General features: G+C 64.2%; 22 protein-coding genes. 13 read left to right on the top strand and 9 right to left on the bottom strand.

The genetic code is table 11. The annotated features are described in order from the left end of the window. Nucleotides 1-5: 5 nt before the first annotated feature. Together rarD and PMI04_RS19365 are read right to left on the bottom strand one after the other, a co-directional pair. Entirely contained in the window at nt 6-872 is an 867-nt protein-coding gene (gene rarD / locus PMI04_RS19370; RefSeq protein ID WP_037486554.1) for an EamA family transporter RarD, read from the bottom strand. A gap of 44 nt (nt 873-916) precedes the next feature. Next, nucleotides 917-1,138 carry a hypothetical protein gene (locus tag PMI04_RS19365; RefSeq protein ID WP_007710305.1) on the bottom strand — a complete coding sequence of 74 codons (222 nt, stop codon included), beginning with the start codon at nt 1,136-1,138 and terminating at the stop codon, nt 917-919. A gap of 161 nt (nt 1,139-1,299) precedes the next feature. Here PMI04_RS19365 and PMI04_RS19360 point away from each other — a divergent pair, with 161 nt between their 5' ends. The 5 genes from PMI04_RS19360 (at nt 1,300) to PMI04_RS19340 (ending at nt 6,456) form a co-directional block, all read left to right on the top strand. Then, nucleotides 1,300-2,046 (top strand): hypothetical protein, encoded by a 747-nt coding sequence (locus tag PMI04_RS19360; protein ID WP_007710309.1) that lies wholly within the window; start codon nt 1,300-1,302, stop codon nt 2,044-2,046. A 142-nt stretch (nt 2,047-2,188) separates the two neighbouring features. After that, on the top strand, nt 2,189-2,554 hold the full coding sequence (locus tag PMI04_RS19355; RefSeq protein WP_007710312.1) for a hypothetical protein: 366 nt from the start codon (nt 2,189-2,191) through the stop codon (nt 2,552-2,554). Beyond that, entirely contained in the window at nt 2,544-2,798 is a 255-nt protein-coding gene (locus PMI04_RS19350) for a hypothetical protein (RefSeq protein WP_007710314.1), read from the top strand. Before PMI04_RS19355 ends, PMI04_RS19350 begins: the two co-directional genes overlap by 11 nt. Nucleotides 2,799-2,884: 86 nt before the next feature. Next, nucleotides 2,885-3,799 (top strand): LysR substrate-binding domain-containing protein, encoded by a 915-nt coding sequence (locus PMI04_RS19345; protein WP_007710317.1) that lies wholly within the window; start codon nt 2,885-2,887, stop codon nt 3,797-3,799. 332 nt (nt 3,800-4,131) lie between these two features. Next, a complete protein-coding gene (locus PMI04_RS19340; RefSeq protein WP_007710323.1) occupies nt 4,132-6,456 on the top strand; it encodes an arylsulfatase in 2,325 nt (774 codons plus the stop codon). 105 nt (nt 6,457-6,561) lie between these two features. Here the strand turns inward: PMI04_RS19340 and PMI04_RS19335 are convergent, their stop codons facing one another. After that, nucleotides 6,562-7,143, bottom strand: coding sequence for an Lrp/AsnC family transcriptional regulator (locus PMI04_RS19335; RefSeq protein ID WP_037486500.1), 582 nt, complete (start codon nt 7,141-7,143; stop codon nt 6,562-6,564). Between PMI04_RS19335 and PMI04_RS19330 the strand changes: the two genes are divergently transcribed. The 7 genes from PMI04_RS19330 (at nt 7,142) to PMI04_RS19300 (ending at nt 12,311) form a co-directional block, all read left to right on the top strand. Further along, nucleotides 7,142-8,104, top strand: a complete 963-nt coding sequence (locus PMI04_RS19330; RefSeq protein ID WP_007710330.1) for a DMT family transporter — start codon at nt 7,142-7,144, stop codon at nt 8,102-8,104. The genes PMI04_RS19335 and PMI04_RS19330 overlap by 2 nt on opposite strands. 44 nt (nt 8,105-8,148) lie before the next feature. Then, nucleotides 8,149-8,535: a fluoride efflux transporter CrcB gene (crcB, locus tag PMI04_RS19325; protein WP_007710331.1), complete on the top strand. Its 387-nt coding sequence runs from the start codon at nt 8,149-8,151 to the stop codon at nt 8,533-8,535. Further along, on the top strand, nt 8,532-9,875 hold the full coding sequence (locus PMI04_RS19320) for an RluA family pseudouridine synthase (RefSeq protein ID WP_007710332.1): 1,344 nt from the start codon (nt 8,532-8,534) through the stop codon (nt 9,873-9,875). Before crcB ends, PMI04_RS19320 begins: the two co-directional genes overlap by 4 nt. 9 nt (nt 9,876-9,884) lie before the next feature. Then, nucleotides 9,885-10,544 carry an HAD-IA family hydrolase gene (locus PMI04_RS19315; RefSeq protein WP_007710333.1) on the top strand — a complete coding sequence of 220 codons (660 nt, stop codon included), beginning with the start codon at nt 9,885-9,887 and terminating at the stop codon, nt 10,542-10,544. After that, a complete protein-coding gene (locus PMI04_RS19310; RefSeq protein ID WP_007710334.1) occupies nt 10,541-10,795 on the top strand; it encodes a hypothetical protein in 255 nt (84 codons plus the stop codon). Before PMI04_RS19315 ends, PMI04_RS19310 begins: the two co-directional genes overlap by 4 nt. After that, the gene (locus PMI04_RS19305; protein WP_007710336.1) at nt 10,792-11,487 is read left to right on the top strand and encodes an ATP12 family protein; all 696 of its coding nucleotides are present in this window, start codon (nt 10,792-10,794) and stop codon (nt 11,485-11,487) included. Before PMI04_RS19310 ends, PMI04_RS19305 begins: the two co-directional genes overlap by 4 nt. Nucleotides 11,488-11,585: 98 nt before the next feature. After that, nucleotides 11,586-12,311, top strand: a complete 726-nt coding sequence (locus tag PMI04_RS19300) for a hypothetical protein (protein WP_007710338.1) — start codon at nt 11,586-11,588, stop codon at nt 12,309-12,311. A gap of 41 nt (nt 12,312-12,352) precedes the next feature. Here the strand turns inward: PMI04_RS19300 and PMI04_RS19295 are convergent, their stop codons facing one another. The 3 genes from PMI04_RS19295 to PMI04_RS19285 are packed head-to-tail and all read right to left on the bottom strand — an operon-like array spanning nt 12,353 to nt 14,877. Continuing rightward, a complete protein-coding gene (locus PMI04_RS19295; RefSeq protein ID WP_007710339.1) occupies nt 12,353-13,036 on the bottom strand; it encodes a murein L,D-transpeptidase catalytic domain family protein in 684 nt (227 codons plus the stop codon). Between the two features lie 52 nt (nt 13,037-13,088). After that, the gene (locus tag PMI04_RS19290) at nt 13,089-13,412 is read right to left on the bottom strand and encodes a hypothetical protein (protein ID WP_007710342.1); all 324 of its coding nucleotides are present in this window, start codon (nt 13,410-13,412) and stop codon (nt 13,089-13,091) included. Between the two features lie 4 nt (nt 13,413-13,416). Further along, nucleotides 13,417-14,877 carry a L,D-transpeptidase family protein gene (locus PMI04_RS19285; RefSeq protein ID WP_007710343.1) on the bottom strand — a complete coding sequence of 487 codons (1,461 nt, stop codon included), beginning with the start codon at nt 14,875-14,877 and terminating at the stop codon, nt 13,417-13,419. A gap of 57 nt (nt 14,878-14,934) precedes the next feature. Here PMI04_RS19285 and PMI04_RS19280 point away from each other — a divergent pair, with 57 nt between their 5' ends. Then, on the top strand, nt 14,935-15,834 hold the full coding sequence (locus PMI04_RS19280) for a histone deacetylase (RefSeq protein WP_007710345.1): 900 nt from the start codon (nt 14,935-14,937) through the stop codon (nt 15,832-15,834). Here the strand turns inward: PMI04_RS19280 and PMI04_RS19275 are convergent, their stop codons facing one another. The 3 genes from PMI04_RS19275 to PMI04_RS19265 form a co-directional block, all read right to left on the bottom strand. Next, nucleotides 15,835-16,413: a hypothetical protein gene (locus tag PMI04_RS19275; RefSeq protein WP_007710347.1), complete on the bottom strand. Its 579-nt coding sequence runs from the start codon at nt 16,411-16,413 to the stop codon at nt 15,835-15,837. Between the two features lie 83 nt (nt 16,414-16,496). Beyond that, the gene (locus PMI04_RS19270) at nt 16,497-16,817 is read right to left on the bottom strand and encodes a phosphoribosyl-ATP diphosphatase (protein ID WP_007710348.1); all 321 of its coding nucleotides are present in this window, start codon (nt 16,815-16,817) and stop codon (nt 16,497-16,499) included. A 42-nt stretch (nt 16,818-16,859) separates the two neighbouring features. Further along, nucleotides 16,860-17,117 carry a PEP-CTERM sorting domain-containing protein gene (locus PMI04_RS19265; protein WP_007710350.1) on the bottom strand — a complete coding sequence of 86 codons (258 nt, stop codon included), beginning with the start codon at nt 17,115-17,117 and terminating at the stop codon, nt 16,860-16,862. Nucleotides 17,118-17,198: the final 81 nt, after the last annotated feature.

Genomic DNA, 17,198 nt, shown 5'->3' with positions numbered 1-17,198 from the left:
CGGGATCAGGCCGTCGCCAGCCGGTTGCGGCGGGCGGCGGCATAGCTGTCGCTGGCGAACAGGATCAGACCCAGCCAGATCAGGCCAAAGCTCAGCATCTGGCCCTGGCTCAGCGTCTCGCCCAACAGGAGCACGCCGCACAGGAATTGCAGCGTCGGCGCCAGATATTGCAGCAGCCCCAGCGTCGCCAGCGGCAGGCGCTGGGCGGCTGTGGCGAACAGCACCAGCGGCACGGTGGTGATGCCGCCGGCCAGGATCAGCAGGCCGGTGGTGGTCACATCCTGGCCAAAGCTGATGCCGCCATGGCCAGACAGCCAGAAAAGATAGCCGATCGCCGGCGCAACCAGGAGCAGGGTTTCGACGCCCAGGCCGGTCATCGGCGGAACTGGCGTCAACTTGCGGATCAGGCCATAGAAAGCGAAGCTGATCGCCAGCGCCAGGCTGATCCACAAGGTGGTAAGCGCAGCGGCGGCGAGGATGGCGACGCCGACGGCGGCGATCGCGATGGCCATCATCTGCCCGCGCCGCAGTCTTTCCTTGAGCACCAGCACACCGAGTGCGACATTGACCAGTGGGTTGAGGAAATAGCCCAGGCTACAGGCGATGACATGGCCGTCATTGACCGCCCAGACATAGACCAGCCAGTTGATCGCGATCATCACGGCCGACGCCATCAGCGGCAGGATCAGCCGTGGATTGCACAGTGCCGAGGCAAAGGGGGCAAGGCCTTTGCGCGCGGCCAGCAGGACCAGGATCAATATGACCGACCAGATCACGCGCTGGGTCACGATCTCGATCGGATCGACATGGTGAAGCAGGCGGAAGAAGAGCGGCAACAGACCCCAGACGCCATAGGCGCCGACAGCCGCCATCAACCCCTTGCGCAATGCAGCGTCCGCGCTTTCGCCGGTGACGTTCACAGGATGCCGCCGCCCAGGAACAGTCGCAGCGCGCCGAAGGCGGCGACGATCAGGCAGAAATTCTGCCCGCCCTTCTTCGACGACATCAGGCCGATGAAGGCACCGAACAGGGCAAGCGGCACCAGCAGCCAGTTGAGCGCGCCCAGCAGCGGAAATACCGCCGGGATCATCAGGACAAGGGTGACAAGACCGATCAGGGCTGACAGAAGGTTGAGCATAGTCCGACTGATGGCGGCTTTGCTGTCCCGGAACAAGACAAAGGGAGGATGCCACCCGGCATATATTGGCCCTGCGATGGAAAAGAACGGGGATTCACCAATTTCCCTAACGGAAAATTAACCCCTGATCTTCATCGCTTGTTTACGAAGGAGTGAGGGCGATGGCGTTTTCCAGACAAGTCGGTGTGATGGTCCTGCTGCTGGCATTGAGTGCGTGCGGCAAGGGCGAGAAGGACGGCAATCTGGCGGCGCTGGACGATCGGTTGACCAATAATGCGGCCGATCCGGCGCTCAAGGGCGCGCTGGCCGATGATATCGTCGTCGATCCCAAGCTGGTCGGGCAGTCCAACCGCAATGCACTGCGCCCCGCCGACCGGCCAGCCAATGGTGCGATCCCCATGTTGGCCGGCGACGCGGGCAAGGCGCAGGCGGAAGCGATCAAGCTGGTCGGCGGCAAGCTGCTGACGGCCCCGGCGCCTACCACCGGTCCGATCAAGGAGACGCCCATGACCCTGGGTGCGCTGGCGCGCGAGCAGGCGCAACTGGGCGGGGGCGGCAATGCCGGATGCGCCAAGAAGCTGGTCTATGGCATGCAATGGGCCAGCCGTATGCCCGAGCCCTTTACCCTTTACCCCGGTGCACAGCTGACCGAAGCGGCGGGCGCGGAAAAGGATGGCTGTACCCTGCGTGCGGCGAGTTTCGTGACGCCGGTGCCCAAGCAGGGCGTGATCGACTATTATTATACCCAGGCCCGCCGGGCGGGCTTTGATGCCGAGCATCGCATCGTCGAAGGCGACAATGTACTGGGTGGCACCCGCAAGGGGGATGGCAGCGCCTATTTCATCGTCTTTACCAGCGCACCCGGCGGCAAGACCGGGGTGGACATCATCGCCGACCACGGACGTTGAGCAGCGGGCGGGGCTGTGGCCTCGCCCTTGTCCGTCGGTGTAGTTTGTTTCCGAATTGGAAACGATCTGTCGTCTTTTTGCCGGCTACAAGCCCGAACGGCGCATCGCTACATGGCCTGTAACAACAGGTGGGATTGAAGCGATGCAGCTATCCGTCATCAGCAGGGCCGATACGGCCAACGACAATGGGTTCGAGCCGTTCGACGCGCAGGAGCGCCAGGTGCTCTGGCTGGCCGATACCGACCCGGCCAGTTCGGTGCCGTCGGTCCACGCGCCATTGAGTCGTCTGCGCAGCTTCCTGCGCGGGCCGGAGCTAAGCTACACCTTGGCCAGCCCGCGACTGGAAACATTGCGCCGGTCTGCGATCATCTTGCGCACCGGGCGGCCGCTGACCGGCGAAGAGCTGGATGCGTTCGAAGCGGCCGGCTATTCCCGCGATCAGCGCGATCTGCTGCGGGTCCTCTACATGACTGGCGATGCCCGGCGGGAGGCGGTCCATGCAGCTTGAATCTTATCGCGTCGCTGCCGTGGCGCACCAACCGATGCAGCTGGTTTCGGCATTAAGGGCGCTGCACCTGGCCCATCCCGGTGTCGTGACCCGGACGGCGCTGTTGTTCCTGATCCTGTTCGTCGAAACGCTGTTGTTCACGGGCATTAACGGCATGGTCGATGATCTGCTGGTGTCCTTTGTTGCGACGGTGGCGGCATCCTTGCTGTTCCTGCCGATGATGGTGGGTGGTCGCACCAGTTGACGGTCGACGTCGCGGCTTGCTGGCGCAGCCGGGTCGGAGCGTGTAGCACCGATCCGACGAGGCAGGAGAGCGGACCGGGCGCTGCAATGGCAATGGATCTGGATGATTTGCGCAGCTTTGCCCAGGTCGTGCGCCATGGCGGTTTCAGCGCGGCTGAGCGAGCCACCGGTGAACGCAAGGCGAAGCTCAGCCGCAGGGTTGCGCGGCTGGAACAGGCGTTGGGTATCCGCCTGATCGAGCGATCGACGCGCAACCTGCGCGTGACCGATGTCGGCCGCGAAATCTATCGCCAGTGCGAGACGATTGCCGAGAGCATCGACGCGGCCGAGGCGATCGCCGCGCGCTCGCGGTCGCAGGTTAGTGGCAATCTGCGCGTCAGTTGCCCGCCGGGCCTGGCCCGCTATCTCGGCACCGACGTCTTCGCCCGGTTTCTGACGCTTTATCCCGATGTCCATCTGGAAATGCACATCACCAGCCAGCGGGTCGACCTGATCCAGGAAAGGTTCGACGCGGCCTTTCGTGTGGATATCGATGCCACCCACGACCAGACATTGACGATGCGCCAACTGGGCAGGCTGGACCGCATCCTGGTGGCGGCACCCGACCTTGCGATGCAGGCGGCTGCGGTCACGATCGCGGCGCTGGCCACTCTCCCGACGCTCAGTGTCGGGGAGCATATCGAGCGTGACGAATGGCCGCTGGTCGATGCGCGCGGGCACCCGTACGCACTGGCGCATCATCCACGCTTTTGCAGCAATGATTCTGCGGTGGTGCGCGATGCTGCGGTCGCCGGGCTGGGCGTGGCACTGTTGTCTTCCATGGCCTGTTCGATCGAACTGCAGCAGGGCCGGCTGGTGCATATCCTGCCCGACTGGAAGACCAGCGAGGGCATCGTCCATGTCGTCTTCACCACGCGCACCGGTATGTCGCCGACGCTGCGCGCATTTATCGACTATGTCGCGGAAAGCTTTCCGGCGCTGACGGCCGGCGCGCCGGCTTGACGCGCGTTCAGCGGTAGCGCGCTTCCTTGGTAAGGCTATAAAGCCCTGCAACGATCAGGCCCAGGGCCACAATATGCACGGAAAATTCGATAATTGAGTCAACCATAACCGATCCCCACCGATTAGCGGGATTGCTTCTGGCGTGCGGCGCCTAAAAAGCCGTTAAGGTCGCTCTAGCCCCATTGTTTTCGCACTCAGTGCAATGTGTCGCTGGTCCTCGGGTTTGTCCTGATAGGCAAGCGCGACCCAACTGCGATGCTCCGTCACTGGCGCGGGCGCCGGATCCCCCGAGTCCCTTGCCGATCAGTCTGCCCATAGGAACGGAGCAAGCCGTGAGCGAGAAACCAGCCTTCAACGGAGTCATCAAGCTCGACATTCGTGATTCCAAACCCGACTGGGCGCCGTTCCTGCCGCCCGCCGCGCCGGAAGGTGCGCCTAACGTCCTGATCATCCTTTATGACGACACCGGCCAGGCAGCGTGGCAGCCCTATGGTGGCCGGATCAACATGCCGACCCTGCAGAAGCTGGCGGACAATGGGCTGACCTACACGCAGTGGCACACGACTGCGCTCTGCTCGCCGACCCGGTCCTGCTTCCTGACCGGCCGCAACCATCATCTCAATGGCATGTCCTGCATCACCGAAGGAGCCAATGGTTTTCCGGGCTGGAGTGGACGCCTGCCGCACAACTGCATGAGCATCGGCTATATGTTGCAGGAAAATGGCTACAGCACCTTCTGGTTGGGCAAGGAACATAATGTCCCCGAGCAGGATATTTGCGGGGGCGGCGTGCGCTCCGAATGGCCGCTGCAGCAGGGCTTCGACCGCTTCTATGGCTTCCTGGGTGGTGAAACCAACAATTGGTACCCCGACCTGACCGAGGATAATCACTTCATCGACCAGCCCTATGGCCCCGAGAAAGGCTATCATCTCTCGAAGGATCTCGCAGACCAGGCGCTACAGATGATCCGCGATCAGAAAGCGAGCAATCCGTCCAAGCCCTGGTTCATGTGGTTCTGCCCGGGCGCCAACCATGCACCCCACCATGCGCCCAAGGAATATGCCGACCGCTACAAGGGCAAGTTCGACGATGGTTATGATGCCTATCGCAAATGGGTCGTCCCCCGGATGATCGAAAAGGGCCTGCTGCCCGCCGACACCCAGATCGAGGATTTCAACTTCCTGCCCGAAGGCATCGCCAATGCGGGCGACTATGTCCGTCCGTGGGAAGAGCTGAACGAGCAGGAGCGCAAGCTCTTCTCGCGCATGGCGGAGGTCTATGCCGGCATGTCGGAATATACCGACGAGCAGGTCGGCCGGATTGTCGAATATCTCGAACGTAGCGGTCAGTTCGACAATACGATCATCATGTATTGTTCCGACAATGGCGCGTCGGGCGAAGGCGGTCCCAACGGTTCGGTCAACGAAAACAAGTTCTTCAACAACTATCCCGACAGCCTTGAGGAAAATCTCAAATATCTCGATGTGCTGGGCGGGCCGGAAACCTATAATCATTATCCGACCGGCTGGGCGGCGGCCTTCTCCGCCCCCTACAAGATGTTCAAGCGCTATTCGGAATATGCGGGTGGCACCGCCTGCCCGATGGTCATTTCCTGGCCCAAGGGGATCAAGGCCAAGGGCGAGGTGCGCAACCAATATCATCATGCGGTCGACCTTGTGCCGACCATATTGGAATGTATCGGCATCCAGATGCCGGACTCCTTCCGCGGCGTGAAACAGCATCCGCTGTCGGGCGTGTCGATGAAATACAGCTTCGAGGCGGACGGACCAACACAGAAGCAGCGCCAATATTATGCCATGCTGGGCACGCGCGGCATGTGGATGGACGGCTGGAAGGCCGCCGCGATCCACGCCCCGCTGACCAGTCAGGGCCATTTCGACAAGGATGAGTGGGAACTATATCATGTCGAGAAGGACCGGTCCGAAACCATCAACCTGGCCAAGGAGCACCCCGAAAAGCTCAAGGAACTGATCGACGCGTGGTTCGAGGAAGCGGAAGCGAACAATGTCCTGCCGCTGGACGATCGCACCGCCGCCGAATTGCTGGGCCTGGAGCGTCCGACCACCGAGGCGCCGCGTGAACGCTATGTCTATTATCCGGGCACCGCGCCGGTCCCTGAAGGCGTGGCGGTCAATGTCCGGGGACGGTCCTACAAGATCATCGCCGATGTCGAACTGACCGACACGAGCGAGGGCGTGATCTTCGCCCATGGCTCGCGCTTTGGCGGCCATGCCCTCTACATCAAGGATGGCAAGCTCCATTATTCCTACAATTTCCTGGGTATCAAACCGGAGCAGAAATTCGTTTCCGGCAAGCTGGGCACGGGCAAATATACGCTGGGGATGGAGTTCATCCGCGAAAGCGCCGGCGAACAGGGCGAATCCCACGGCAAAACCACCCTCTATGTCAATGAGGAAGTGGTCGCCGAGGGGCCGATGAAGACCCAGTTCGGCAAGTTCACCCTGGCCGGCGACGGCCTGTGCATCGGTCGTGACAGCGGCGATGCGGTGAGCGAGGACTACAAGACGCCCGGCGAGTTCAAGAATGGCAGCATTTTGGGCGTCGCCGTCACGGTCGAGAAGGCGCAATATCTCGATCTCGAAAAGCTGGCGGCCGCCGCCTTCGCGGTCGACTGATCCTGCGTCAGGATAAAATCAGGGAGGCCTCGGTTGCGAGGCCTCCCCTTTTTTGCGTCTCGTCGGCGGGGCGACGTCGGCATATGCCGCAAATGGCCCCCACCTTCAGGGGATGACCAGTTCCATACCCGCCTTCACCCGGTTGAGCGCCAGATAGCTGTGATAGCTGGCGACCGATTCATTCTCCGCGAACAGGCGGCGGGTGATCGCTTCATAGCTGCGCATGTCGGGCGCGACGATCAGCATGATGAAGCTGCGGCCACCGGTGACATAATAGCATTGCTGGACTTCGGGGGCGTCGCGGAACAGCTGCTTGGCTTTGTCGACGCGGGCGGCCTTCTCATCGACCAGATTGACTTCGACGATCGATGTGACGCCCAGTCCCACCTGATCGGGATCGACGATCGCGACGTTGCGGACGATCACGCCGCTGCGCTCCATGGCGGCGATGCGGCGCTGCAAGGCGGCGGTCGACAGGTTGACCGCTTCGGCGATCGCGCGCTGGGGCATGCGGTTGTCGCGCTGGACCAGGCGTAGGATCGCCCGGTCGAAATCGTCGAGCTTGGGGATGGTTTCAGCCATGATATGAGTAATTGTTGCATTTGGCTGGCCAATCAAGAGCGCCTTTCTCACCTCTATGATGATATTTCCCATGGCCTGAACTTTGGACGGGCGGAATGCGGGCATGAACCAGTCACGACAGCCAGGTACGATCCTGGCCGGTATCTTCTGCGGCGCAGGGGCGGGGGCGCTCTGGGGGCTCGTTTTCCTGGCGCCCGAAATCGTGCCCGGTTTCAGTCCGCTTGAACAGGCGATCGGCCGATACCTCGCCTATGGCCTGATGTCTGCGCTGCTGGTCGCGCCGCGCTGGCACGCGATCCGGCCGTTGCTGACGCCGCGCATATTATGGGCGCTGGCCTGGCTCGCGTTGGCGGGCAACCTCTTTTACTATGTGCTGCTGGTGAGCGCGGTGCAGATGGGCGGCATTGCCATGACGTCGCTGGTGGTTGGCTTCCTGCCGGTTGCCGTCACGATCGTCGGTAGCCGGCAGGTGGGCGCCGTGCCGCTGCGCCAGTTGGCGCCCTCGTTGCTGCTCTGCGTTGCCGGAGCTTTGTGCATCGGCTGGCAGGCGATCGTCCTGCCCGGTGGAGGCGCCGTGGCGACGCGGGTCATCGGCTTTGCCTGCGCGGTCGGCGCGCTCATCTCCTGGACCGCCTTTGCAATCGGCAATAACCATTGGCTGCGGCGGATGGAGGGGATCGGCTCTCAGGATTGGAATTTCCTGATCGGCCTTGCCACCGGGGCGCAGGCGCTGTTGTTCCTGCCACTGTTGCCGGTGCTGGGCGGCGGCCCGCATGCGGTGGCCGACTGGAGCCGCTTTGCCGCCGTGGTCATCGCCGTGGCCCTGTTCGCCTCGATCGTCGGCAATGCGCTGTGGAACCATATGACCCGGCTGTTGCCGCTGACCATGGTGGGGCAGATGATTTTGTTCGAGACCGGCTTTGCGCTGCTCTACGCTTTCCTCTGGGAAGCGCGCCTGCCGACCCCGCTCGAAGGCGCCGCTTTCGTCCTGGTGATCCTCTCGGTCCTCAGTTGCATTGCCGTCCATCGCCGTCCGGTCCCGGCGGAAGCCAGCATCGCTGCCTGAATGCGTCCTTTCCCCTTTTGCGGAATCGCGATAGGGCGAAAAGCATGACCAATATCTTTCTTGTTATGGGCGGCGGCGCAATGGGCAGCCTGCTGCGCTACCAGCTTGGCCGTTTCGCCGGGCTGATGGCGCCCGGTGCGGCCTGGCCCTGGGGCACTTTTGCCGCCAATCTGATCGGCGGTTTCGCCATGGGCCTGCTCGCCGGCTGGCTGGCGCGCGGCAGCGCCGTCTCGGGCGAGCCGATGCGCCTGCTGCTGGGCGTCGGCCTGATGGGTGGCTTTACCACCTTTTCCTCCTTCAGCCTGGAGACGATGCTGATGATCGAGCGCGGCCAGATCGGCATGGCGCTCGCCTATGCCCTCTTTTCGGTGATTGGCGCGGTGGCCGCGCTGGCGCTGGGTCTTACTATGATGCGGAGTGCAATGGCATGAAGGGGCGTCCTCCCGGCAAATCCGGTGGTCCGGCACGCGGTGGCAAGCCCGGCGGTGCCACGAAACCCGGCGGCCGCAGTGGGGCGCCCGGTCGTGCCCGCGGCGGCGCCAAGGCGGCGAGCGCGCGCAAGAAGGATGGCGACAAGCCGTTCAAGCCGGCGGCCAAGCCCCGCACCCGGGCGCCCGTGGCCAAGGCAGCCGCTCCGGCCCCAGCGGTTGCAGCCAAGCCCAACCCCGCCAAGGGCGTCAGCCTCGACGTGCGGCAATATCGCGTGCAGGCCGATGATGACGGCATTCGCCTCGACCGCTGGTTCCAGCGGCATCTGCCCGATGTCGGCTTCAACATCGTGTCGCGCTGGTCGCGCACCGGTCAGTTGCGCGTCGATGGCGCGCGCGCCGCACCGGGCGATCGCATCGCCGAAGGCCAGATGATCCGCGTGCCACCGGCCGAGCCCAAGGCGGCGCCGGCGGACAAGCCCAAGCGCGTCCGGGTGATCGACCTGACCGAGGACGAGATCGCCTATGTCCAGGACATGGTGATCCATCGCGACAAGCAGGCGATCGTCATCAACAAGCCGCCGGGCCTCGCCACCCAGGGCGGAACCAAGACGGACGAGCATGTCGACCGTCTGCTCGACGGGCTGATCTTCGATGCCGAATCCCGGCCCAAGCTGGTCCACCGGCTCGACAAGGATACGTCGGGCGCGCTGCTGATCGCCCGATCGAGCCGCTCGGCCGCCCATTTCGCCAAGGCCTTTTCCAGTCGCACCGCGCGCAAGGTCTATTGGGCGATCGTCATCGGGGTGCCGTCGATCAACGACGGGATGATCGAATTGCCGATCGCCAAGCAGCCGGGCACCGGCGGCGAAAAGATGCATGTGGACGAGGCCGAAGGCCTGCCGGCACGTACCCGCTATCGCGTGATCGAGCGCGCCGGTAATCGCGCCGCCTGGGTCGAGTTGCAGCCCTACACCGGCCGTACGCACCAGTTGCGCGTCCATATGGCGGCCATCGGCCACCCGTTGGTCGGCGACGGCAAATATGGCGGCAAGGAGAGCTTCCTCTCCGGTTCGATCAGCCGCAAGATGCACCTTCATGCCCGCCGCATCCGCGTCGATCATCCCGATGGTGGACGGATCGATGTGAAGGCTGAGCTGCCCGAGCATTTCCTCGCCAGCCTCGTCTCGCTAGGCTTCGACCTGTCGCTGGGCGACATGCCGCTGGATGACGAGATCGATCGCACCCCGACGCGCGAGGATGAGAAGAAATTTGCCAGGGCGCATGCCAAGCTGGTCCGCAAGGAACGGCGTGGCGAACGGCGCGGCCGGGGCGAGAAATAGGGCGGGGGCATGAGCAACCGCCTGGCCGTGTTCGATTGCGACGGCACGCTGGTCGACAGTCAGCACAGCATCTGCACTGCCATGGCCCGCGCCTTTGAGAGCGAGAAGCTGGTGCCGCCCGACCGGCTGGCGATCCTGTCGATCGTCGGTTTGTCGCTGCCCCATGCGATGGCCAGGCTGCTGCCCGATGCCGCGTCGGACTATCACGACCTGCTGACCGATCGCTACAAGGCGGCGTTCCACGCCCTGCGCAGCGCCAATGCCGTGTCCGAACCGCTCTACCCGGGCATCGCCGATCTGGTGCGGGATCTGGATGCGGCCGGCTGGCTGCTGGGGGTCGCCACCGGCAAGTCCGATCGCGGGCTCAACCTGTGCCTCGCCCATCATGATCTGGCGCAGCATTTCGTGACGCTGCAGACCGCCGATCGTCACCCGTCCAAGCCGCATCCCTCGATGCTGTTGCAGGCGATGGCGGAGGCGGGCGCGGTGCCGGAATCCACCGTGATGATCGGTGACACCCATTTCGACATCGACATGGGATTGGCCGCCGGCACGCGCACGATCGGCGTCGGCTGGGGCTATCATGCCCCCGCGGAACTGGCGCAGGCGGGCGCCCATGCGGTGGCGATGGACAGCGCGCAACTCCGCCGTCATATCGACGCGCCATGAACGACATGCCTCCCATCCCGCCGGTCGATCCGGAAAAGATTGCACGCCAGCGCCATTTCGCGATCGGGCTGTTCCGCCTGTCGGGCGCTTTCCTCGTCATGTTCGGCTTCCTCGCCATCATGCAGCGCTTTTCCTGGGTGCAGGGCGACAAGGCCAAGGCATTTGGCATCATCATGGTGCTGGTCGGCCTGTTCCAGTTCGTGGTCGTGCCACGCCTGATGCTGGCGCTGTTCAAGCGGAGCCGTCCATGAAGCGTTTCTACAAGGATGTGACCGTCGAGCCGGTCGAGGCTGGTTTTGCGATCCGGCTGGATGGCCGTGCGGTGCGCACGCCGGCCCGCGCTGAACTGGCGCTGCCCAATGCGGTGCTGGCCGAAGCGGTGGCGCAGGAATGGCGCGACCAGGGCGAGACGGTCGATCCCGCAACCATGGCCTTTACCGGCCTGGCCAATGCGGCGATTGATCATATCGTCGACAATCGTGCCAAGTTCGCAGCCGATATCGCCGAATATGGCGGCACCGACATGCTCTGCTACCGCGCCGAAGGACCGGAGGTGTTCGTCGCGCGGCAGGCGGCGGCCTGGGATCCGCTGCTCGACTGGGCGCGCACGCGTTATGATGTGGCCTTCGTCACCACGCGCGGTATCATTCATGTCGCCCAGCCTGATGAGACGCTGGAGCGGCTGTCGGCAGTGGTTGATGCGTTCGACCCCTTCACGCTCGCCGGCCTGTCGCGGCTGGTGACGCTCAGCGGCTCGCTGGTCTGCGGCCTGGCCGTGCTGGAAGGGGCATTCGACGTCGATACCATTTGGGCAGCGACCGAGATCGACGAGCGCTGGCAGGCAGAACAGTGGGGCGAGGATGCCGAGGCGCTGGCCCGTTCGGCGCACCGCGCGGGCGAGTTTGCCACGGGTCGAGCCTTTTGCGCGATGGCGCGAGCCTGAAGGGCTGGGAACGAGGATGCTCGTTCGTTCATTCTCATGTTGGCGGATGCCCTTCCTGCGTTCGCCACATCGGATCAACGACCGAGGAGTCCCTGACCTTGCAGTCCCGCCTTTTGGTTCCTGCCTTCATTGCCCTTTCCACCCTGGCCGTTCCGGCTCTCGCCCAACCGGCCCCCGCAGCCAGCGCTGCCCCCGCCGCCGGCCAGATGAGCCCCGCGCAGATCACGGCCTTCAACCAGGCCGTCACCGATTTCACGGCTGGCCAGACCGCCCAGCAGGCCGGCGACAACGCCACCGCCGTCGCCAAATATGAAGCCGCCCTGCCGGCCATCCGCACCGCAGTCGAGGTCGATCCGAGCAAGATCGACAATGTCAATTTCCTCGCCAATGCCCTTTATGCCGATGCCGCCGCGCAGGGCGCGCTGGGCAAGATGGACCAGGTGATTGCGCTTTATGGCGAATCCCTGCCGCACTGGCGCAAGCTGGTGGAGGCCAAGCCGGCCGATGCGGCCAGCCGCAACATTCTGGCGGGCATCCTGATCCAGCTCGGCAACCAGAAGCTGGGTGCGCAGGACAAGGCCGGATCTGCGCCACTCTATCAGGAGGCGCTTAGTCTGGCCCGCAAATCCGCTGGTGAAAACATGGCCGATCCGGTGACGAAGAATATTCTTCTCTCCGCCCTGATCGGTGCCAGCCAGGCGACCGGAGACACCGGACTCCAGACCGAAGCAGTAGCGATGAGCAAGGCGATGCTGGCCGATGGCACGGTCGATGCCTCGAACAAGCCCGCTGCCCAGGCGCTGGGCGGCGCCAAGGCCGGCTGAATGAATGGCCTCGCCCGTTGATCCGGGCGAGGCCTATCCGATCAGGCTTCGATCATGCCGGTGATCTTGTTGGCATAGACCATGCGGCCCGGGCCGAGCATGCCCAGCACCTGCGGCACCATGTGGCGGGCGACTGCGAAACAGCCTTCGCTGCGGCCGCACTTGCCCCAGGCGGCGACATGATCCTCGCTGACATAATCGGCGCCATGGATGACGATCGCGCGCATTTCCGCATTGTTATTCTGCAGGTCGAGCCCGGCGAGACGCATCGACCGGCCATGCTGGCCGTCATAGACGGTCAATGTCTTGTAGGCGCCGGAGGAACTGGCGAGCGAATTGGGCTCGTTGGAGAAGCTCTGCAGCCAGCCTGAATGGCCCGGGTCTGATCCACGCCCGTGCGAGACGAGATAGGAACTGGCCTGACCGCTGATCAGATCGACGAGATGGAAACGGAATTCCTTCGACGGCGCGTTGAAATCCGCGATCGCGATGCGATCACGCAGGGTGAAGGAGGCGGCATGCTGGTCAAGCGCGGCCTTGGCCTCCTCCAGCAGCAGCGCATAGGGCTTGCGCGAGAAAATCGGTGCAGCAGATGGCTGCGCGGGAACCGGAAGCGGGTTCGCTGGTTCAGGCGCTACCGGTAGTGCGGCCTTGCCTACACTGTCGGTCAAAAACGAAAGAGCGAGTCCGCTTAAAGCGAACTTCGTGAAATTGCGGCGATCCATGCGCCGTCTATATCAAATCGACGCCCCCGCTCCAAGACGGGGGCGGCTCTTGTCACATGCTCGAATTGCCCGGCTCGTCCGTTGCCTGGCTCTCCTCACCGTTTTCGCGCAATCGCGAGGTCATGCCGCTGGCTTCGGCATCGTCCTGGATCTGCTGCTGTTCCGAAATGCTGGGCGGCGGCGCTGGAGTCGCAACAGCATCATTGCTGGGTTCGGGCATCGGCGCATCGGGCTCGTCGATGATGACATTTTCGACCGGCGGTTCGACCAGATTATTGGTCGCGGGCACGGCTTCCTCTTCCTTCTTGCCGCAGGCGGCGAGGAACAGGGCACCGGACAGGGCGGCGAAGGCGAGAGTGCGGGGCAGGGCGCGCATGGGCTTAGTCCTTCGATACGGGGGCGGTCGAATTGACCGCGGTGGGGTCGGCGCGACGGCTGGAGGCTTCGATTTTTTGAGCGAGCAGCTTGTCCCAGTCATAGGGATCGGCGCGAAAATTCATCGTGCCGTTCGCGCTGGAAAAGGCAGTCCAGTAGAGCAGATAGACGGCGACCTGGCTGGGCAGCGACACGCGCTGGGTCTTGTTCGTGTCGATCAGCGTCTGGATCTGCCCCGACAGGCTGGGGTCGCTCGCGACCATCAGTTCGGCGAGGGACACCGGCTTTTCCAGTCGAATGCAGCCATGGCTGGCCAGCCGGTCATAGCTGGAGAATTTGCCGCGAGAAGGCGTGTCGTGGAGATAGACGGCAAAGGGATTGTTGAAATCGAACTTCAGCCGGCCCAGCGCGCTGTTCGGGCCGGCCGGTTGGACGATGCGTTCGCCACCCTCGGGCGTCTTGATGATCTTGTAACCCTGCTTGGCCAGGGTCGCCCGGCCCTTGGGGAACAGTTCCTTGTTGGCGATCGACATCGGCACATTCCATGGCGGATTGACCACGATGGAATGAATGTTGGACGACAGCATCGGCGTCTGGTTGGTCGGGCTGCCGGTGACGGCGCGCATCGACGTGACCGGCTGGTCACCCTGGAACACGGTCAGCACAGCGGCGGCGATATTCACCTGCACGCGGTTGACCGGCAATTCGCGCGGCATCCAGCGCCAGCGTTCCATATTGGCCATGATCGCGGCGATGCGGTCATCGACCGAGACGTTGAGCGCCGTCAGGGTGCGCGCGTCGAGCAGGCCGGTGGGGTTGAGGCCATAGCGGCGCTGGGCGCGCTGCAGGGCGGCGGTCAGCGGCTCGGTGCCGGTAACGCTCTTGTCCTCCAGCGCCAGGCGGGCGCGAACGACGTCGGGCGAGGCGCCGGCCGACAGGCTGGGCCAGCCGCCAGTGTCGCGGATTTTTTCATAGACGGCCAGGCCTTTGCGCAGGCCGTCATAGCCCGAATAGGGCGGCGTCAGGCTGGCCGCCCATTGCGGCAGGCGGTCTTCGGCGATTGCCTTGGCGAGCGAGGGGCGCGGATCGAAGGGCGTTGGGCGGAGCGCCCAGACCTCCAGGAAGTCGGCGCCTTCGATACGCCCGGTGCTCAGCGCCCGGCCACGATCCAGCATCGCCGTCAACAGCGCCTGGCCGTGCAGCGGCGCGGTGGGTTTGCTGCGGGCCATCAGCCCTTCGGCCATGCCCGTTTTGAGCCATTCATTGGCCCAGCCATCCTGTGCGGGCGACAGTGCGGGCAGTGGCACTGGCGGCGGCATCACGGCCATTGGCGGGGGCAGCACGACCTGGCCGGCTGGTGGCGCGCTTTGGGTCGGTGTCACCGCCGGCGGTTGTGCGACGGCCGGGATGGCGGCGGCGGCCAGCAGGGGCAGGGCGAGGAAACGGATCAAATCGGGACGGTTCATGCTGGACCAGATAGCGCAAAGCGGCCATCTATCAAATCGCGATAGCGGGAAAAGATGATGCTCCACGTTGTTCACCATCCCGCCTATGTCTCGCCGGCCACAGATGGCCAGCAGCCGCGTTTCGACAAATATGGCCTGATCATGGATATGGTGCATGACATGGCCGTGCCGAAACATGTCCATCGTCCCGAACCGATGCCACGCCACTGGATCGCGGCGGTGCATGATCCCGCCTATGTCGACGAGGTGCTGGCGCTGGCCGTCCCGCCGGACAAGGAAAGGCGGATCGGCTTTCCGGTAACCGAAGCGGTGATGCGGCGTTCGCTATTGTCGCCCGGCGGCACCTGGATGGCGGCGCGGCTGGCTTTGACTCATGGCTATGCTGCGAACGGGGCCGGCGGCAGCCACCATGCGCTGGCGGATACGGGCGCGGGCTATTGCATCTTCAACGACCTGGCCATCGCCGCCAACCGGCTGATCGCGGAGGGCGATGCAGCGCATATCCTGATCCTGGACCTGGATGTGCATCAGGGCGACGGGACGGCGTCGCTGATGGCCGGGCGCGGTGATGTCTTCACCTTGTCGATCCATGCCGAACGCAATTTCCCCGTGCGCAAGGCGCGATCGACGCTGGACCTGGGATTGGCCGATGGTACCGGCGATGCCGAATATCTGGCGGCGCTGGCCGACATCCTGCCCCGCGTGCTGGACGATTTCATGCCCGACCTGATCCTATACCAGGCTGGCATAGACAGCCATGTCGACGATCGGCTGGGCCGGCTGGCGCTGACCGATGCGGGGCTGGACGCGCGCGATCGGATGGTCATGCGGGCCGCCCGGGCACGCCGTATCCCGCTCGCCAGTACGGTCGGCGGGGGCTATGGTCCCGACCGCGATGCCATCGCCCGGCGCCATGTCGCCTGCATGCTGCGCCTAGCCGAGGAGGCGGCGCGCTGATCAGTGCATCGTGCCGTCCGGCGCTGCGGGCTTGATCGACCGGCCGTCCATCAGCTTGGCGGCGATCAGGCCGGCCACGGCCAGGCTGATGAAATCGCTCAGCCCCAGATAGAGGCTGTAGCCCCAGGGCGCATGGTTGAACACGGCCTGACCGACATGCAGCCACAGTACGGCCGCCAAGGCGAAGAGCAGCGATACCCGGACGCGGGCGTTGAAATCGCTCGTCACGAACCGCAGCGCCAGGGCCAGCAGCACGCCGGTGACGAGAGCGAGCAGCAATCCGCCGATCAGGCTGGCGCCGTCGGCGACCGGGAAGCCGCTATTATTGTAGAACAGCATCGCGACCGGCCCCTTGCCATAGAGGATGGTGCCCTGCGCCGTCGCCGGATCGGGGATGACGTAAACGCCGGTGCCGCTGCGGGTCAATGCCTGGGCCATCGCGGCCTGCAGATTGGCGCTGGCCTGCGCGTCGGCGCGGCTGAGCGCGATGGCACTCAGCGGCGTGCCCCAGAAGAGAAAGCCGATGATATACATGGCAAAGCCGCCCAGCAGGCCGCCCAGGATTGTCCGCATCATCATGCCCATGCCTCCCTATATCGCTCTCCGCAGATGCAGAAGGCTGATCCACAAACGCCGGGATGGCAATGTTTTTCCGTGCGAACTCAGTCCGCCGGGCGGGCGGCCTTTTCGACCAGACCCGACAGGCCTTCGCGCCGGTCGAGTTCGTCCAGCACCTGATCCAGGCTGACGCCGCAATCGGCCAGCAGCATCAACAGGTGGAAGAAGATGTCCGCGCTCTCGCCAACCAGCCCGGCCCGATCGTCGGCCATGGCGGCGATCACCGCCTCGACTGCTTCCTCGCCAACTTTCTGCGCGATCTTCGCGCGGCCGCGTGCGGCCAGTTTCGCCACATAGGATTGCGACGGGTCGGCACCGCGCCGCTGGGCGATGGTCTGTTCGAGATTGTGAAGGGTCGCGCGCATGCGGTGCATCAAGCGCCGTGCGCGCGACCCGTCAAATGAATTTTACTTCTGCTTGCGACGCGCGAAGAAGACGCGGCTGGCCAGAACCGCAGCACCCATGCCGAACAGGGCCATCTGCTCGGGCTCCGGCACCGGCGTAGCGCCGCCGCTGCTGCTGGGCGTGCCGCCCGTCGACGAGGGGGTGCCGCCCGAGCTGGTGCTGCCGCACTTGCCGAACCAGCACCAGGTTGCCTGCGCCGGCGTTGCGGCACCGATGAAGCCGGCGACGCCGGCGAGAAGGAGAAGCTTATTGATCTTCATGTTCAGAACCCCTGATTTCGTGGAAGACGATTGTTCGTCGCATCCGACCCGTTCTGGTTAAAGCAGGGGGCGTGCCAATCT

Source organism: Sphingobium sp. AP49, assembly GCF_000281715.2.
Lineage (GTDB): Bacteria > Pseudomonadota > Alphaproteobacteria > Sphingomonadales > Sphingomonadaceae > Sphingobium.
The sequence above is the reverse complement of the archived record's forward strand: the minus strand, read 5'-3'. Positions and strand labels throughout refer to the sequence as shown.

Excerpts from the sequence above, each read along its gene's own strand:
- rarD (WP_037486554.1), bottom strand. The coding sequence starts at position 872 with ATGGCGGCTGTCGGCGCCTATGGCGTCTGGGGTCTGTTGCCGCTCTTC.
- PMI04_RS19365 (WP_007710305.1), bottom strand. The coding sequence starts at position 1,138 with ATGCTCAACCTTCTGTCAGCCCTGATCGGTCTTGTCACCCTTGTCCTG.
- PMI04_RS19360 (WP_007710309.1), top strand. The coding sequence starts at position 1,300 with ATGGCGTTTTCCAGACAAGTCGGTGTGATGGTCCTGCTGCTGGCATTG.
- PMI04_RS19355 (WP_007710312.1), top strand. The coding sequence starts at position 2,189 with ATGCAGCTATCCGTCATCAGCAGGGCCGATACGGCCAACGACAATGGG.
- PMI04_RS19350 (WP_007710314.1), top strand. The coding sequence starts at position 2,544 with ATGCAGCTTGAATCTTATCGCGTCGCTGCCGTGGCGCACCAACCGATG.
- PMI04_RS19345 (WP_007710317.1), top strand. The coding sequence starts at position 2,885 with ATGGCAATGGATCTGGATGATTTGCGCAGCTTTGCCCAGGTCGTGCGC.
- PMI04_RS19330 (WP_007710330.1), top strand. The coding sequence starts at position 7,142 with ATGAACCAGTCACGACAGCCAGGTACGATCCTGGCCGGTATCTTCTGC.
- PMI04_RS19335 (WP_037486500.1), bottom strand. The coding sequence starts at position 7,143 with ATGCCCGCATTCCGCCCGTCCAAAGTTCAGGCCATGGGAAATATCATC.
- crcB (WP_007710331.1), top strand. The coding sequence starts at position 8,149 with ATGACCAATATCTTTCTTGTTATGGGCGGCGGCGCAATGGGCAGCCTG.
- PMI04_RS19320 (WP_007710332.1), top strand. The coding sequence starts at position 8,532 with ATGAAGGGGCGTCCTCCCGGCAAATCCGGTGGTCCGGCACGCGGTGGC.
- PMI04_RS19315 (WP_007710333.1), top strand. The coding sequence starts at position 9,885 with ATGAGCAACCGCCTGGCCGTGTTCGATTGCGACGGCACGCTGGTCGAC.
- PMI04_RS19310 (WP_007710334.1), top strand. The coding sequence starts at position 10,541 with ATGAACGACATGCCTCCCATCCCGCCGGTCGATCCGGAAAAGATTGCA.
- PMI04_RS19305 (WP_007710336.1), top strand. The coding sequence starts at position 10,792 with ATGAAGCGTTTCTACAAGGATGTGACCGTCGAGCCGGTCGAGGCTGGT.
- PMI04_RS19295 (WP_007710339.1), bottom strand. The coding sequence starts at position 13,036 with ATGGATCGCCGCAATTTCACGAAGTTCGCTTTAAGCGGACTCGCTCTT.
- PMI04_RS19290 (WP_007710342.1), bottom strand. The coding sequence starts at position 13,412 with ATGCGCGCCCTGCCCCGCACTCTCGCCTTCGCCGCCCTGTCCGGTGCC.
- PMI04_RS19285 (WP_007710343.1), bottom strand. The coding sequence starts at position 14,877 with ATGAACCGTCCCGATTTGATCCGTTTCCTCGCCCTGCCCCTGCTGGCC.
- PMI04_RS19280 (WP_007710345.1), top strand. The coding sequence starts at position 14,935 with ATGCTCCACGTTGTTCACCATCCCGCCTATGTCTCGCCGGCCACAGAT.
- PMI04_RS19275 (WP_007710347.1), bottom strand. The coding sequence starts at position 16,413 with ATGATGATGCGGACAATCCTGGGCGGCCTGCTGGGCGGCTTTGCCATG.
- PMI04_RS19270 (WP_007710348.1), bottom strand. The coding sequence starts at position 16,817 with ATGCGCGCGACCCTTCACAATCTCGAACAGACCATCGCCCAGCGGCGC.
- PMI04_RS19265 (WP_007710350.1), bottom strand. The coding sequence starts at position 17,117 with ATGAAGATCAATAAGCTTCTCCTTCTCGCCGGCGTCGCCGGCTTCATC.